Genomic DNA, 16172 nt, shown 5'->3' with positions numbered 1-16172 from the left:
TCACAGCTGTGAGGCGGCGGCGTGCTCGACGTCGTGCTGGACCTGGCTGGGGGGTTCCCCAGGCGCAGGCGTGGACCAGGCCCCTGAGCGGACGTCCAGAACGATCCCAATCCCCAAGGCGAGGAGTGCCGGCAGGATCCATCCGGTGGAGTCGCTCCACAGCCCGGTGCGCGCGAGCAGCTTGCTGGGGCCGTCCCAGCCGGCGGCGGTGATGGCGGAGACGGATCCGAGGATCCCGGCTGTGGTCACGCACCATCGGTAGGCGGCCCTGAGCCGTCCCGGTGCCAGGGCGTCGACCAGTGTCACGGCGACCAGGGCGATGGCGAAGGGGTAGAGCAGGAACAGCAATGGCCCCGCGATCTTGAGGATGGCGCTCAGCCCCAGGTTGGCCAGGGTGAAGGAGACGATCGCGCAGGCGGCGAGCTGTCGGTTGAAGGAGACGGCCGGCCAGGCGGTGTAGGCGTAGCCGGCCCAGGAGGCCAGCAGCCCCACGGCTGTGGTCAGGCAGGCCAGGATGACGATGGCGGCGAAGATGACGACGCCCGAGGTCCCCAGCGTGGAGGAGGCCGCGTTGCGCAGCAGCTCGGTGCCGTCCTTGGTGTCGGCGGTGATCTGCCCACGGGTGCGAGTTCCCAGGACGGCCAGGCCGATGTACACCAGCCCCAGGAGCGCGGCGGCGATACCACCGGACAGGATCGTGCCGCGCACCAGCGCCCGGGGAGAGGTCAGGCCGCGCTCGCGCAGGGAGGTGATGACCACGATGCCGAAGACGGTGGCCGCCAGGACGTCCATGGTGAGGTAGCCCTGAGTCAGCCCATTGGTCAGAGGATCACTCGCGTAGGGCTCGATGGCCTCGCGCTCCACCCTGGGGGACATCAGGATGGTGACCCCGCACAGCAGGGCAAGCAGGGCCAGCAGGGCGGGGGTCAGCCAGCGGCCGACGCGGTCGGCCAGGCGGCTCGGGCTGCGGGCGATGCTGAAGGACACCCCCATGAACACCGTCACGTGCACCAGCAGGGCCAGGCGGGAGTCGTGGAAGCCCCACAGCTCAAGAACGGGGCGGGTCGCCAGCTCGTAGGCAACCGTGGTGACACGGGCAATGGCGTACAGCGGGCCGATCGCCAGGTAGACCGCCAGCGGCATGACTGTGCCGAATCGGGGTCCCACTCTGCGGGCCAGGCCGAGGATCCCCTCCCCGGAGGTGGAGACGGCCACGACGGTGATGAGCGGCATGAGCACCCCGGTGGCGATGAAGCCCGCCATGACCGGGATGAAGGACCTGCCCGAGGCGGCGCCCAGCAGGGGCGGGAAGATGAGGTTACCCGCCCCGAAGAACAGGGCGAAGAGCATCAGGCCGGTCGGCAGGATGGCGCCGACTGCGGTGCGTGTGGATGGCTGGGGCATAGCGGTAGTCGGTTTCTCTATCTCGGATGCGGCGTCGGTGCGACGTCCGGGAGCAGTGCGGATGGCGGCGGGCCTGAAGGGCCTCAGGCGATGGTGACCCGTCCGGTGATCGCGGCCGGTCCGGTCAGCAGCACGCTGCTGTCCTCGCCCAGGGGGTCGGCGCCCACATGGACCCCGATCTCTCCGCCGGGAACGAGCAGCCGGTAGTCCTCGGGAGCACCCGGCCCGGTCCAGGTGTGCAGGGCGACGGCGACGGCGCAGCACCCCGCTCCATAGGAGGGGGTCTCCCCCATGCCGCGCTCCAGGACGCGCATGCGGGCGATACCCACCGGTGACTGGCTGTCGGGGTCGATCTCCTCCCCCAGCGGCACGACGAGCTCGAGGTTGGTGCCGGCCTCGGGGACGGGGTCGTAGGCGACCGGGTCCGCGGAGTCGGTGAGTCCGGCGAAGGCGGCCGCCTCGAGCTCGTTCTCCTCCCCCAGGGCGACGACGGTGTGAGGGCCGGAGAGCTCGACACTCAGGGCGGCTCGTTCCCCGGCCAGGCCGGGGACGACGACGGCTGTGTCCCAGCCCTCGTCGTCGGCCTCCTCGGGGCTGGTGAGGCGGACCGGCCCCATGTCCACGGTCCACAGCTCGTCCAGGCGGGTGATGGTGCGAGCACCTCCACGTGTGCCGATGGTGACGGACTCGCCGTCGGCGATGGGACGCAGCCCCTCTCGGTCCAGGACGTGGGCGAACAGGCGTGCGGCGTTGCCGCTCATCTCGGCCACGGTTCCGTCGGCGCTGTAGTAGTCCATGAACCACTCGGCCTCGGGCACCGCCGCGGCGAAGGCCCCGGCGCCAGGCAGGGCGGTGGTCCGCACGACGCGCACGAAGCCGTCGGCGCCGATGCCGCTGTGGCGGTCGCAGACCGCTGCGATGTCGGCGCCGCTGATGGCGACCTCGCAGCTGGGGTCGACCAGCATGAGGAAGTCGTTGAGGGTCGCGTGGCCCTTGATGAGCTCACGACCGCGGAGACCTGTCGAGTGCGGCATGGCTCCTAGCCTAAGCGACGCCGCGACGTGCGAGGACGAGTTCCCATGCCTGCCGAACCATCCGGGAGCGCTCGGAGTCGGTGCACTGCCCGGTCTCAGTGAGGGCGACATCGATCCAGTGCACCCGTGGGTCGCGCCGGAACCACTTGATCTGGCGGGAGGCGAGCTGGCGGGTGGCCAGGGCGGTGGAGTCGACCGCCTCGGGCACGCTCATGGTCCCGTCGATGACCGCGAGAGCCTGGGCGTAGCCGATGGCGCGTGGGGCGGTCTGCCCCTCCCGGATGCCCTGGTCGATGAGGGTCTCGACCTCCTCGACCAGGCCGCGTTCGAACATGGCGCGGGCCCGGTCGTTGATGCGCAGGTCCAGGAGTCGGCGCTCGCAGCGCAGGGCGATGTGGACGGTGGGGGCGATGTCCTCGTAGCGGGGCAGGGAGGCGGAGAAGGGGCGGCCTGTGATCTCGATGACCTCGAGGGCCCGTACGATCCGGCGGGTGTTGGAGGCCTCGACGCGCTCGGCTGCGGCCGGGTCGAGGCGGGCCAGCTCGGCGTGGAGGGCGGCGGTCCCCTCCCTCTCGGCGCGCTCGCTCAGGCGGGTGCGGACGGTCGGGTCGGTGCCGGGGAAGTCGAGGTCGTCGGTCAGGGCCCGCACGTACAGGCCGGATCCTCCGGCGATGATCGGCAGGTGGCCCCGTGACTCGACGGCGTCGATGTCACCGCGGGCGCTGCGCTGGAAGGCGGCCACCGATGCCCGGTCCCTGACGGTGAGGACGTCGATCTGGTGGTGGGGGGCGCGGGCCCTCTCGGCGGGGCTGGGTTTGGCGGTGCCGATGTCCATGCCCCGGTAGAGCAGGGAGGCGTCGGCATTGATGATCTCGGCGCCGTCGGACATTCCACCGGCCTGCGCCTGGTCGGCGAGAGCGAGGGCGAGGTCGGACTTGCCGGTGGCGGTGGGGCCCACCACGGCGACCCTTACCGGACAGGGGGCGCCCGAAGCTGCTGAGCTCACTGCGCTCAGATCTCCGGTAGGAGGGGACCCACGAGGCTGAGCGCCTGAGTGCAGGCGGACAGCGCCGTATCCAGGTGGAGGCGCAGCTGGGCGTCAGTGACCCCCGCGGACAGGTCAGTGAGGTAGGTGGCGCGTACCAGCGGGCCGATGGGGGTGTCGACGACGCCGACGGTGGGGAAGAACTTGTCCCGGTTCCAGTCGTTGACGCTGGCGGCGATCTCGTCGCGCTGGGAGGCGGGGGCAGCCTCCTCCCAGTCCCCGGAGACCAGGAGCCAGCCCTCGTGCCCCTCAGGAATCTCGATGACGAAGGGGAAGGAGTCCCAGGTGCCCAGGAGGCAGGGGTGCTCGCGGTCGTCGGTCAGCTGAACGTTGTACTCCATGGGACCGGTGAGCATGGACTCGATCCTTGCCAGGGTCAGTGCCTGGGGCGCCTCATCGGTCGGCTCCAGATCCGCGGAGCGGTCGGTGCCCTCTCCTCCCGATGCCGGGTCCTCCTCCAACTGGCCTTGTCTGCTCGACCAGGTGTGTGTGACGTCGGAGGCCTGTGCCGACTCAGCCGTGGGGGCCGACTCCGACGGGGCACCGGAGTCGGCCGGGTCGGACGAGTCGGCTGAGCCTGCAGACCCCATATGATCGACGGAGTACGGTGAGACAGTCGGCGGCTCGTCGGGCCGGCCACGCGAGTCGCCCGGCTGGTTGGTGCGCTGATGGTCCAGCGCCCGCACGTCCCACTCCTTGCCCAGGAGGCGTGCGATGAAGTCGGTGAGGCGTTGCAGTCGCGGCATCACGGCTCCAGGCTTCCGCGCAGCTCGTCGGGGAACTGCTGCTCGGCCTCGTGCATGAGGGCGACGATGAGCCGACAGCCGCCGAAGACGAAGTCCTCGAGCTGCCGGTCCGTCATCCCCGCCTCGAGGGGGTAGGTGTACTCGCCGTGAAGACGCACGACTCCGCCGTCGGCGACGGTGAGGTACGCCTTGGGGCCGATGCGGGTGGTGTTCCAGTCCTCGACCAGGGCGCGCAGCTGGGTCAGGTGCTCGGTATCGGCGATGCGGTGCCAGATCCCGCGCATCTGGACGGCCCTGGTGTCCTGAAAGATGGCGTGGACGGTGACGTAGCGCCAGGGGATGCCGATGTCGCCCTCATCGTCGATGAAGTAGCGCAGCCCCAGTCGTTTGACGCACTCGTGGATACGGTCGACGTCCACGGGCCTGGGGACCGTGGCGGCGGCAGCAGAGCTGGCGTCGAAGCTGGGCATGCTTCCCAGCCTAGCGGGGCCCACGGGCTGCTCCCCAACGCAGCCCGGCCCGCTCCACCGTCAGCGCAAAACAGACGGGATTCTCAGACGGCTCCCCGTCCCTTTTCCCATCGCTCGCCGTCGGACGCGGAGGGTGCGGGCTGTGCGACCGGAATCGGCACCGAGCCCGCACCGCACCGCATCCAAGGCGCGGCACGAGTCAGAGCTGTTCACCGATCCTCTGGGAGAACTCCACGAGGCGGTTGGAGAAGCCCCACTCGTTGTCGTACCACCCGAAGACCTTGACCTGACCGTCGATCACCTCGGTAAGAGGCGCATCGAAGATCGAGGAGTGCGGGTTGCCAACGATGTCGTGGGAGACGATCGGCGCCTGGGAGTACTGCAGGTATCCGGCCAGCGGTCCGTGATCGGCAGCCTCACGGAAGGCCGCGTTGACGTCCTCGACCGTTACCGGGCGGGAGGTGACCACGGTGAAGTCGGTGATCGAGCCGACCGGAACCGGAACCCTCAGGGAAGCACCGGTCAGACGCCCGTCGAGCTCGGGGATGACCAGACCGATGGCCCGGGCGGCCCCTGAGGAGGTGGGAACGATGGAGGCGGCGGCAGCGCGCGCCCGACGCAGGTCCTTGTGAGGCGCGTCGTGAAGCCGCTGGTCCCCGGTGTAGGCGTGGATCGTCGTCATGAGACCGCTCTCGATCCCGAAGGCGTCGTGGAGGACCCTGGCGAGCGGGGCCAGGGAGTTGGTGGTGCACGATCCGTTGGAGAACACGTCGGCGGCGGAGACATCCAGCTGGCCGTCGTTGACCCCCAGGACGAAGGTGGGGACGTCGCCCTTGGCGGGTGCGGAGACGATGACCTTCTTGGCGCCTCCCTTGAGGTGCTGGGCGGCCTTGTCCCGGTCAACGAAGAACCCGGTGGACTCGATGACGACGTCGGCCCCGACCTCACCCCAGGGAATCTTGGCCGGGTCCGGCTCGGAGAAGACCTTAATGGTCCGCCCTGCGACCTCGAGGTCCTCGCCGTCGGTGGCAACGCCGTCGAGGTGCCCGGCCACTGAGTCCCACTCCAAGAGCGTGGCCAGCGTGCCTGCGTCGGTCAGGTCGTTGACGGCAACGACCTCGACGTCCGCTGCGCCGGCCAGCGCGGCACGCAGGTACGTGCGTCCGATACGTCCAAAGCCGTTGATACCGATACGAATGGTCATGATCCTTCTCCTTCGGTGAATGGTGGCGCCGGCGGACACCGACGCCGACTTGTCAGGATCAGGAGGAGGCGGACCCGTCGCCGCCAGGAGCCGTACCGGCGGTCCCGGCCGCTACACGGAGCAACTCGAGGGCGCCTTGACAGGCCGCGTCATACGGGGCTCTGTCCTGCTCGGCCATGGCCAGGACGTAACCGCCCTGAACAACAGCGACCATCGTGCGAGCCAGGTGGTCCGGCTCAAGGTCCGCCGGCAGACGCCCCTGCGACCTGGCCACACCAATGACCGTGGCCAGCATCTCGCGAAGCCGGGCGAAGGTCTCGGCGACCGGCTCACGAAGACCGTCGTCAGCCACCACAGCCTTGTCCTGGGCCATCCGACCGACTCGGCAGCCTTTGAGTGGATCACGCGGGAGGGTGAGGTAGGCACTGAGGATCTCAAGCGGATCCTCAAGGCCCTTGAGCGTGGCCTTCCAGGAATCCAGCTGGACCTGGCAGTTGTGATTCAGGGCTGCCAGCCCGAGATCCCGCTTGGTCGGGAAGTAGTGATACATGCTCCCCTGGCCGACGCCGGAGAGCTCGCGAACCGCTCGCGGGCTCGTGGCGCTGTAACCACGCTCCCACATCAGCTCGGCCATCGCCTCAACTAGCTTCTCTCTCGAGTCCACACCAGAACTGTACATACCTCACCATGACGAACCCCCGGGAGGCACGGCGGCCACCCGAGTCTGCTCCCTCCTGAAACTGATGCCAGAACTGTACATACCTCTAGGTACAGAACACAAGAGCACTCATCCACTGAATAGAGCCCATGTGGGATTCAGTCAGATGGGTGCACCCACGCGCAGGGTGGGAAGGCCCAGGCTCACCGGGGCGGTGTCGGGCTCGGGCGTGGCGCAGGCCTCGGCCTGGCGGCGCTCCCAGGCGTCACCGGCACGGGTGCGTCGCACCTGGAACAGGGCGGGGCCGTCGTCGAGCCAAAGGCGGTCGCCGGGCTTGAGGGCCTCATTGGCGGCCGCGGCGAACGGGTCCAGCTCCCGCCCGCAGCGGGCGGAGTCGGCGATGAGGTTGTGGGGGGCACCGTGCGTGACGCGCACGCTGACCATGTCGCCGGGGCGCGGGGCACCGCCGGCGTAGTCGTCCTCGGCCAGCCCCTCGGGCAGGGCGACGTGAACGAGCCGGTTGTCGGCGGCGCGCCCGGAGATGCGGGCGGTGACCGAGTCCCGGCGCCCCTCGCCCTCGGCGACGAGCACCTCCACGACGCGCCCCTCCTGGCGCTCGTTCTCCTCGTGGGCGATGCGACGCACGAGCGCATCGAGCCGCCGGTAGCGGTCCTTGACGACCTCGGCGGGGACCTGGTCGTCGCGGTCGGCGGCGGGCGTGCCCGGGCGCGGGGAGTACTCGAAGGTGTAGGCCGAGGCGAAGCGGGCCTGCTCGACGACGTCCAGAGTGGCCTGGAAGTCCTCCTCGGTCTCGCCGGGGAAGCCGACGATGATGTCAGTAGTGATGGCGGCCTCGGGCATGACGTCCCTGACCTTGTCCAGGATGCCCAGGAAGCGCTGGGTTCGGTAGGAGCGGCGCATGGCGCGCAGCACCCGGTCCGAGCCGGACTGCAGGGGCATGTGCAGGCTGGGCATGACGGCCTCGGTGGTGGCCATGGCCTCGATGACGTCGTCAGTGAAAGCGGCGGGGTGGGGGCTGGTGAAGCGCACGCGCTCGATGCCCTCAACTGATCCGGTCGCCCGCAGCAGCTTGGCGAAGGCACCGCGGTCGCCGAAACCGACCCCGTAGGAATTGACGTTCTGCCCCAGGAGGGTCACCTCGATGGCCCCCTGCGCGGCGACGGCCTCGACCTCGGCCAGGACGTCGCCGGGGCGGCGGTCACGCTGCTTACCGCGCAGGGAGGGCACGATGCAGAAGGTGCAGGTGTTGTTGCAGCCCACGGCGATGGAGACCCAGGCGGCGTAAGAGGACTCGCGGCGGGTGGGCAGGGTGGAGGGGAAGACCTTGAGGGACTCCTCGAGCTCGACGGCGGCCGCGGAGTTGTGCCGGGCGCGCTCGAGCAGGGCGGGCAGGACGTCGAGGTTGTGGGTGCCGAAGACGACGTCGACCCAGGGTGCCCGATCGACGATCCCCTCCCCCATCTGCTGGGCCAGGCACCCGGCCACGGCGATCTGCATGCCGGGGCGCTCGCGCTTGACGGCGGCGAGCTGGCCCAGGTTGCCGAGGAGCCGGGTGGCGGCGTTCTCACGTACGGAGCAGGTGTTGATGATGACGACGTCGGCCCCGCCGTCACCGGCGTCGGTGGCGCGGGCGGCGGCCTCGGGCACGTCCTCGACGCGCAGGTAGCCTGCCCTCTCCAGCAGTCCCGCCATGTGCTCGGAGTCGTGGACGTTCATCTGGCAGCCGAGCGTGCGCACGTGGTAGGTGCGCGGCCGACCGCCTCGGGCATCGAGAACAGGGGCGGATGTGGTGAGCGTGGTCATCGCCGAGCAGTGTAGGTGGCGGCGGGGCCCCGCCCCAGCCCTGACGGACCGTCGTGACCAGATGCACGGCTGATGGTCCTCGACCTGAGCCTCACGGAGCGCCGCTTCCATTCTGCTGCGCGGATGCGGGCTCCTTCACTAGGATGTGACGCGCCACACGACGAGAGGGAGGGTCATGACGGCGCCCCACACACCCACGCGCTTCCTGAACCGGCACCTGGGCACGACGGGAGCGGACCTGGACACGGTCCTGACCAGCATCGGTGCTCGGAGCCTGGAGGACCTGGCCGTCCGGGTGGTCCCCGCCACCCTTCCCGTCCTCGACCTCCCGCAGCAGCCCGAGCGACCCGATGCCGTCGTCGGCGGGCTGAGCGAGGACGAGGCCGTCGACGCGCTCAGGTCCCTAGCCGCCCTCAACGACCCGCACACCGAGATGATCGGGCGCGGCTACCACCCCACCATCACCCCCGCCGTCATCGTGCGCGACGTCCTGTCCAACCCCGCATGGACCACCGCCTACACCCCCTACCAGGCGGAGATCAGCCAGGGGCGCCTGGAGGCCCAGCTGCTGTTCCAGACCGTCGTGGCCGATCTCACCGGCCTGCCGGTGGCCTGCACCTCCCTGCTGGACGAGGCCACGGCCGTGGCAGAGGCCGTCCTGCTCATGACGCGCGCGCACCGTGGCCCCGGCGCCCCCGTGCTCCTTGACTCCGGCCTGCACCCCCAGCTCATCGAGGTGGCCTCGGCCCGGGCCGAGGCCCTGGGCATCGACGTCGAGGTCGTCTGCATCTCCACGATCACCGACGACGGCGCGCCCCTGACCGGGGCGGTCCTGGCCCACACCACCAGCCGCGGACTCGTCCAGGACCTCGCCGGTGCCGTCGCGGCCGTCCACGCCCGCGGCGGCCTGGTGGCAGTCGACGCCGACCCTCTGGCCCTGACGCTGCTGACCGAGCCGGGCGCCGTCGGCGCGGACATCGCCGTCGGCACCGCGCAGCGCCTGGGAGTGCCCCTGTTCTTCGGAGGCCCCCACCCGGGCTTCATGTCTGTCACCGAGGCCCTGCGACGCCAGCTGCCGGGACGCGTCGTCGGCGTCTCCCGGGACACCGAGGGCCGTGAGGCCTACCGCCTGGCCCTGCAGACCCGCGAGCAGCACATCCGCCGGGAGAAGGCCACCTCGAATATCTGCACCGCACAGGCCCTGCTGGCGGTCGTCGCGGCCTTCTACGCGGTCTACCACGGTCCCGAGGGCCTGGTGTCCATCGCCGAGCACGTGCACCGCCAGGCCGAGCACCTGGCCGTCGGCGCCTGCGCGCTCGGGCTCGCCCTCGAGCACGAGGAGTTCTTCGACACGGTGAGCGTGCGCCTGCCCGGCGCCGCTCGCAACGCCATCGAGCGCGCTGAGGCGCTGGGCTACAACCTGCGCCTGCTCGACACTGACCACGTGGGTGTGAGCGTCAACGAGACCACCACCGATGACGACGTCACCACGGTCCTGCGGGCGTTCGCCGATGCCCTCCCCCACGCCGCGCAGGATCCCGCCCCGGGCAACGACGGCGCCCCCCGGTTCCCTCTGCCCGCGTCACTGGCGCGCTCGAGCACCTTCCTGACCCACCCGAGCTTCCACCGCCACCGCAGCGAGACCGCCCTCGTGCGCTACATCCGGCGGCTGGCGGACCGCGACCTCGCCCTCGACCGGACGATGATCCCGCTGGGCTCGTGCACCCTCAAGCTCAACGCGGCCGCGCAGTCGGCCGTGTGGCTCAGCCCCGGGCTCGCCGGCATCCACCCCTACGCCCCCGCGACCCAGACACGTGGCTGGCGCCTGCTGCTGGACGGTCTCGCCGACCGGCTGGCGCAGCTGACCGGCTACGACCGGTGCAGCCTGCAGCCGGCCTCCGGCGCCCAGGGCGAGCTCGCCGGCCTGCTGGCGGTGCGCGGCTACCTCAGGGCCACCGGGCAGCAGCAGCGCGACCTCGTCCTGGTACCCGCCAGCGCCCACGGCACGAACGCCGCCTCGGCCGCCGGCGCCGGCTTCAGCGTCAAGGTGGTCGCCACCGCCGAGGACGGCTCCATCGACGTCGACCACCTGCGCGGGCTCCTGGCCGAGTACGGTGAACGCGTCGCGGCCATCATGCTCACGTACCCGTCCACCCACGGCGTCTTCGAGCCGCAGGTCACTGAGGTCACCGCCCTCGTCCACGACGCCGGCGGCCAGGTCTACATCGACGGCGCCAACCTCAACGCCCTCACGGGGCTGCTGCGCCCGGGTGACCTCGGTGGCGATGTGTCCCACCTCAACCTGCACAAGACTTTCGCCATCCCTCACGGCGGCGGCGGTCCGGGCGTGGGCCCCGTCGTCGTCAAGGAGCACCTGGCCCCCTACCTTCCGGCCGGTCCCGTCGGATCGGCCGTCCCGACGGACGAGGACCATGACCGGGGCTTCGGCGGGGCAGCGGCCATGGGGGCACGCTTCGGCTCGGCGGGGGTCATGCCGCTGGCCTGGACGTACCTGGCCACGCTCACCGACGCCGATCTGCGCCGGGTCACCCTCACGGCGCTGGCCCACGCGAGCTACCTCTCACAGGCGCTCGCCGACGTCTTCCCCACCCTGTACACCCACCGCGGGCACGTAGCGCACGAGTGCGTCCTCGACCTGCGTGCGCTCACCGCGGCCACGGGCGTGACCGCCGAGGACGTGGCCAAGAGGCTCATCGACTACGGGTTCCACGCACCGACCCTCTCCTTCCCCGTGGCCGGCACGCTCATGGTCGAGCCCACCGAGTCCGAGCCCCTGGCCGAGCTGGACCGATTCATCGCGGCCATGCGCTCGATCCGTGCCGAGATCGACGAGGTCGCCTCGGGGGCCGTGGCACTGGAGGACTCGGTGCTGTGCCGCTCGCCGCACACGCTGGCGGCCGTCACGGCCGAGCCGTGGCAGCGGCCCTACTCGCGCGCCACCGCTGCCTTCCCGCTGGCGGGCATGGAGACGGACAAGTACTTCCCCCCGGTCTCGCGGGTGGACAACGCGTGGGGCGACCGCCACCTGATGTGCACCTGCCCGCCACCCGATGCCTTCGAGGCGCACGAGGCCTGAGCCGGGACCACGTCTGACGAGGAGACAGCGATGAGCAAGAACACCGAGACCAGCGCAGCCGTCCTGCGCACCACGCCCCTGCACCGCGTGCACACGGCCCTGGGCGCGTCCTTCACCGACTTCGGCGGCTGGCAGATGCCGTTGCGCTACACCTCTGACCTGGCCGAGCACCACGCGGTGCGCCGCAGCGCGGGGATCTTCGACCTGTCCCACATGGGTGAGGTCAAGGTCACCGGCCCCGAGGCGGGGGCCGCCCTGGACCACGCGCTCGTGGGGGCCCTGTCCGCCGTGGCGGTGGGGCGCGCCCGCTACACGATGATGGTCTCGCCCTCCGGCGGGGTCATCGACGACCTCATCGTCTACCACGTGGGCGACGAGGAGTACCTCGTGGTGCCCAACGCCGGCAACCGCGAGCGCGTCGCCGCCGAGCTGGTCGCCCGCTGCGCGGGATTCGACTGCACGGTCGAGGACATCTCCCTGGCCACCTGTCTCATCGCCGTCCAGGGGCCGCGGGCGCAGGAGGTGCTGGTCGGCGTCGTCGAGTCCGGTGCCGCCATGCCCGGCGCTCTCAGGCCCCTTGAGGGCTCGGAGGAGGACGACTGCGGACCGGACGTGCTGTGCGGTCCCACGCTCTTGGAGCGCCTGCGCTTCTACGCGGCCGTCAGGGCGACGGCGGCGGGGCACCCGGTGCTGCTGGCCCGTACCGGCTACACGGGTGAGGACGGCTTCGAGCTGTTCTGCGGCGCGGAGGACGCCGTGGACCTGTGGACGGTCATCACCAGTGCCGCGGCGGCCTTGGAGCCCACCGTCATCGACGGCGAGCCGGTGCCGGCGCTGACTCCTTGCGGACTGGCAGCGCGCGACTCCCTGCGGCTGGAGGCCGGGATGCCCCTGTACGGGCACGAGCTCCACGAGGGGATGACGCCTTACGACGCCGGCCTGGGCGCGGTGGTGCGGCTCAACAAGGGCGCTTTCGTCGGACGTGACGCCCTGGCCGCCCGGGCCGAGCAGGAGGGCACCGAGGGCACCTCGGTGCTGGTCGCCCTGAGCGCTGAGGGTCGGCGTGCGGCCCGGGCCGGTGCGCCGGTGCTGGGCGACGACGGCGAGGTGCTCGGTGCGGTGACCTCCGGCCTGCTGTCACCCACGCTGGGTCACCCCGTGGCCCTGGCTCTCCTGCGTCCCTGGCGTGAGGACGCCCCCGCCTGGCCCATGGGCACGGCGCTCGTCGCCGACGTGCGCGGCAGGCCGCTGGAGGTCACGGTCGTCGACTCCCCCTTCTACAAGCGGACCCGATAAGGCGTCCCGCACCATCCACCACCTCCTGACAGGAAGGACCCCATCATGGCTCAGAGCGTGCGCGCTCACCTGCGCTACAGCATCGACCACGAGTGGCTGGAGGACGGTGAGCCCGCACGCGTGGGCATCACCACCGTCGCCGCCGACGCTCTCGGTGAGGTCGTCTTCGTCGACCTGCCCGAGGTCGGCGCCCAGGTCGAGGCGGGCGAGCCCTGCGGCGAGCTCGAGTCGACCAAGTCCGTCTCGGACCTCGTCTCGCCCGTGAGCGGCACCGTCGTCGACGTCAATGAGGCGGTCGTCGACGAGCCGGGCACCATCAACGAGGACCCCTACGGTGCCGGCTGGCTGTTCACGGTGACGGTCAGCGCCGAGGGAGATCTGCTCAGCGCCCAGGACTACGCAGGCAGGTTCGACGCCGTGGTCGACGGCTGAGCGCTCAGGACCCGCTCTCGGCGGCCTTACGGCGGGCGGCGAGGTCGGCGTCGTGACGGGCCGCCGTGGCGAAGGCCGCGCCGGGCTCGGCGATGGAGCCGAAGGAGGCCAGGTCGCGACGGAAGACGACGGCGGCCAGCCAGTCCATCATGATGCGCACCTTCCGGTTGAAGGTCGGCATGGCGTAGACATGGTAGCCACGGTGAGCGGTCCAGGCGGTGAAGCCGCGCAGGTTCTGCCCCATGATGCGGGCCACGCCCTTGCCGATCCCCAGGGAGGCCACGGTACCGAGGTTCTCGTGGGCGTAGGACTTCAGAGGCACACCGTTCTCGTCCCCGGCGGCGAGGACGGCCACGAGGTTGTCGGCCAGCAACTTGGCCTGACGCACCGCGTGCTGGGCGGTGGGGGCGCAGGTGGCCTCGGGGTCCTCGGAGGTCAGGTCCGGGACGGCGGCGCAGTCGCCGGCGGCCCAGGCTCCCTCGACCGGCGCGCCGTCGCGCGCCACCTGGAGGGTGGGTAGCGCGGTGACACGGCCGCGGGCGTCGATGGGCAGGTCGGAGGCGGTCTGCAGCACCGGGGCGGCCTTGACGCCGGCGGTCCACACGATGGTGTCGGCGTCGAACTCGGTGCCGTCGGACAGGACGACGTGGCCGTCGACGCAGGAGTTGAGGAAGGTGTTGAGCCGCACGTCGATGCCGCGCTCGCGCAGCTGCTGCAGCCCGTAGCCGGAGAGCTCCTCGGTGAGCTCGGGCAGGATGCGGCGCGAGCCCTCGACGAGGACGAAGCGGACGTCGCGCTGCTCGATGGAAGGGATGGTGCGCACGGTCGCGCGTGCCATGTCCTCGAGCTCGGCGATGGCCTCGACGCCCGCGAAGCCTCCTCCGACGAAGACGAAGGTGAGCAGGCGCCTGCGGCGCTCGGTGTCCCAGGTGGAGGCGGCGTCCTCGATGCGGGTGAGGACCCGGTTGCGCAGGGCGGTGGCCTCCTCGACCTGCTTGAAGCCCATGGCCTGCTCCGCCAGGCCGGGGATCGGCAGGGTGCGGGCCTCGGCGCCCAGGGCGATGACGAGGTGGTCGTAGGTCAGGGTGTAGGGCTCGACCCGCTCGTGCGTGGACTGGGGGGTCGGGGGACGCACGGTAACGGTGCGGCCCGCGTGGTCGATGGCGGTGACGGCGCCGGTGATGATGGTGACGCCGTCGAGGTTACGGCGGTGGGGGGCGACGACGTGGCGCGGCTGGATGGAGCCGGCCGCGACCTCCGGCAGGAAGGGCTGGTAGGTCATGTAAGCGCGCGAGTCGATGATGGCGATCTCGACCTGGTCGAGGTTGAGCTGGGCGCGCAGGGCCCGGGCGACGCAGAAGCCGACGTAGCCGCCACCGGCGATGACGACGCGGGGCGGACGGCGGCTGCCCGTGCCGGCGGCGACGTCGGGGACGTCGTGGCGGGCCGGACGTACGGCCAGGGCGAGGGCGGCTCCGGCGGCCAGGAGACCGGCGGTGGACAGCGCGATGGTGGTGCGGCGGATCATGCGCACAATCTAAGGGGACCCTTAGTTCAACACCACGCTGGGACCTAGTTCCTAGACATGGTTCCTGTCACAGTGCGCGCTTGCGCGGCGAGGATTCCCTTTCACCGATTGCCCGCCACCACCGTCCACTGCTCCAGGGCCAGAGCGGCCGCCCCCCGCGCCCACTCGTCGAACTCGAAGGGACGCAGCAGGACCGGCACTGGCGCCGCCGCCCAGTGCCGCAGGCCGCCCACCTCCTTCTCAAAGACCTCCCGGTAGGTCTCCACCACGACGACACCCTCCCCGGAGACGACGACGAGCTCGGGGTCGACGTAGGCGACGAGAGTCCCCACCACCCTTCCGACCGCCAGCGCCGCACGCCGCAGGACGTCGTCGACGCCGTTGTTGCGACGCATGTCGGAGCTCAGGAGCAGATCGAGGCTCAGCTCCTGAGCCTCACATCCCAGGCGCTCGGCGGCCGCCCGCAGGATTCCGGAGGTCGAGGCGAGAGCACGAGCGCACCCGGGGTGCCCGATCTCGCAGCTGGGCCCCGAGGGATCCACCGGCAGGTGTCCGACGCTACCGGCCGCCCCCTGCGCACCGGAGACGACCTCACCGGCCACCACGATCCCACAGCCGATCCCGGCACCGAGGGTGACCATGGCGAAGGGATCCTTTCCACGACCGGCCCCGAACCAGGCCTCGGCATGGGCGAAGGCGCGCACGTCATTGGCCGCGACGCAGGGCAGCCCAGTGGCCTCGGTGACCATGGCGGCCAGAGGCACATCACGCCACCCCAGGAAGCTGGCCACCACCACAGTCCGCCTCCCGATGACAGCCGCCCCCAGGGAGATTCCGATCGCGTCGGGCCGTCGACCACTGCGCTCGGCCAGCTGCGCCACGACCGAGGCGATGAGGGCCGTCACGGAGCCGGCATCGGTTTGGGTCAGCGGCACGGAGTCGCCAATGAGAACCTCACCCAGCGGGTCGGTCAGAACGGCGTAGAGGCGGTCATCCGTGAGCTTGATGCCAGCAACCGTGGCACTGTTCGGGGCGACGGCCAGCAGGCGGGTGGGCCGCCCCGGTCCATCCACCTCCACCGGCGGCTGCTCCACGACGAACCCCGCCTCGATGAGGGGACGCACCGTGCGTGTGGTCGTCGCCGCGGAGAGCCCCAGGCGCTCACCGAGGTCACCACGACTCATGGTGCCGGCGGAGATCAGGGCGAGCAGCGCCCTGGCGCCGAGGCTGCGTCCACCACCCATCGTCGGCTCCCGTTTCCATCGTCGTCAGCTGCCACAGGGGCCGTATGCCCTGTGACCTGGGACGACGCCCACCGCCGCCCACGTCGTACCGACACTGTAGAGCAAACCCTTGCGAAATCTAGCATCATCAATTATTTTCATCTTACAAGGAATCGCTCCCGATCCCTTCTCCCCTCCCCTGGAAGGACGA

The 16172-nt window shown here is 70.8% G+C and carries 13 protein-coding genes; 3 read left to right on the top strand and 10 right to left on the bottom strand.

Features of this window, described 5'->3' with window-relative positions:
• From brnQ to miaB, 8 genes are all read right to left on the bottom strand, one after another.
• Nucleotides 1-1404, bottom strand: coding sequence for a branched-chain amino acid transport system II carrier protein (gene brnQ / locus BKH28_RS11935; RefSeq protein ID WP_075419008.1), 1404 nt, complete (start codon nt 1402-1404; stop codon nt 1-3).
• Between the two features lie 83 nt (nt 1405-1487).
• Entirely contained in the window at nt 1488-2438 is a 951-nt protein-coding gene (locus tag BKH28_RS11930; protein WP_075419007.1) for a diaminopimelate epimerase, read from the bottom strand.
• A gap of 10 nt (nt 2439-2448) precedes the next feature.
• A complete protein-coding gene (gene miaA / locus BKH28_RS11925; protein WP_430515703.1) occupies nt 2449-3399 on the bottom strand; it encodes a tRNA (adenosine(37)-N6)-dimethylallyltransferase MiaA in 951 nt (316 codons plus the stop codon).
• Nucleotides 3400-3449: 50 nt separating this feature from the next.
• Nucleotides 3450-4229, bottom strand: coding sequence for a YbjN domain-containing protein (locus BKH28_RS11920; RefSeq protein WP_075419005.1), 780 nt, complete (start codon nt 4227-4229; stop codon nt 3450-3452).
• Complete coding sequence (locus BKH28_RS11915) at nt 4229-4699, bottom strand: YbjN domain-containing protein (protein ID WP_075419004.1); 471 nt, start codon at nt 4697-4699, stop codon at nt 4229-4231. Before BKH28_RS11915 ends, BKH28_RS11920 begins: the two co-directional genes overlap by 1 nt.
• 199 nt (nt 4700-4898) lie before the next feature.
• A complete protein-coding gene (gene gap / locus BKH28_RS11910; RefSeq protein WP_075419003.1) occupies nt 4899-5903 on the bottom strand; it encodes a type I glyceraldehyde-3-phosphate dehydrogenase in 1005 nt (334 codons plus the stop codon).
• A gap of 58 nt (nt 5904-5961) precedes the next feature.
• A complete protein-coding gene (locus BKH28_RS11905) occupies nt 5962-6582 on the bottom strand; it encodes a TetR/AcrR family transcriptional regulator (protein WP_075419002.1) in 621 nt (206 codons plus the stop codon).
• 141 nt (nt 6583-6723) lie between these two features.
• Complete coding sequence (miaB, locus tag BKH28_RS11900; protein ID WP_075419001.1) at nt 6724-8385, bottom strand: tRNA (N6-isopentenyl adenosine(37)-C2)-methylthiotransferase MiaB; 1662 nt, start codon at nt 8383-8385, stop codon at nt 6724-6726.
• 175 nt (nt 8386-8560) lie between these two features.
• Between miaB and gcvP the strand changes: the two genes are divergently transcribed.
• The 3 genes from gcvP to gcvH are packed head-to-tail and all read left to right on the top strand — an operon-like array spanning nt 8561 to nt 13210.
• Nucleotides 8561-11482 (top strand): aminomethyl-transferring glycine dehydrogenase, encoded by a 2922-nt coding sequence (gene gcvP, locus BKH28_RS11895; RefSeq protein WP_075419000.1) that lies wholly within the window; start codon nt 8561-8563, stop codon nt 11480-11482.
• 30 nt (nt 11483-11512) lie between these two features.
• Nucleotides 11513-12778 (top strand): glycine cleavage system aminomethyltransferase GcvT, encoded by a 1266-nt coding sequence (locus BKH28_RS11890; protein WP_075418999.1) that lies wholly within the window; start codon nt 11513-11515, stop codon nt 12776-12778.
• A gap of 45 nt (nt 12779-12823) precedes the next feature.
• Entirely contained in the window at nt 12824-13210 is a 387-nt protein-coding gene (gcvH, locus tag BKH28_RS11885) for a glycine cleavage system protein GcvH (RefSeq protein WP_075418998.1), read from the top strand.
• A gap of 4 nt (nt 13211-13214) precedes the next feature.
• Here the strand turns inward: gcvH and BKH28_RS11880 are convergent, their stop codons facing one another.
• Nucleotides 13215-14738 carry an NAD(P)/FAD-dependent oxidoreductase gene (locus BKH28_RS11880; protein WP_075418997.1) on the bottom strand — a complete coding sequence of 508 codons (1524 nt, stop codon included), beginning with the start codon at nt 14736-14738 and terminating at the stop codon, nt 13215-13217.
• Nucleotides 14739-14839: 101 nt separating this feature from the next.
• Nucleotides 14840-15982 (bottom strand): ROK family transcriptional regulator, encoded by a 1143-nt coding sequence (locus BKH28_RS11875; protein ID WP_075418996.1) that lies wholly within the window; start codon nt 15980-15982, stop codon nt 14840-14842.
• Nucleotides 15983-16172 lie beyond the last annotated feature (190 nt).

It is taken from the genome of Actinomyces oris, from assembly GCF_001937665.1.
In the GTDB taxonomy this organism is placed as follows: Bacteria; Actinomycetota; Actinomycetes; order Actinomycetales; family Actinomycetaceae; genus Actinomyces; species Actinomyces stomatis.
This window is presented reverse-complemented; position numbering and strand designations above follow the sequence as displayed.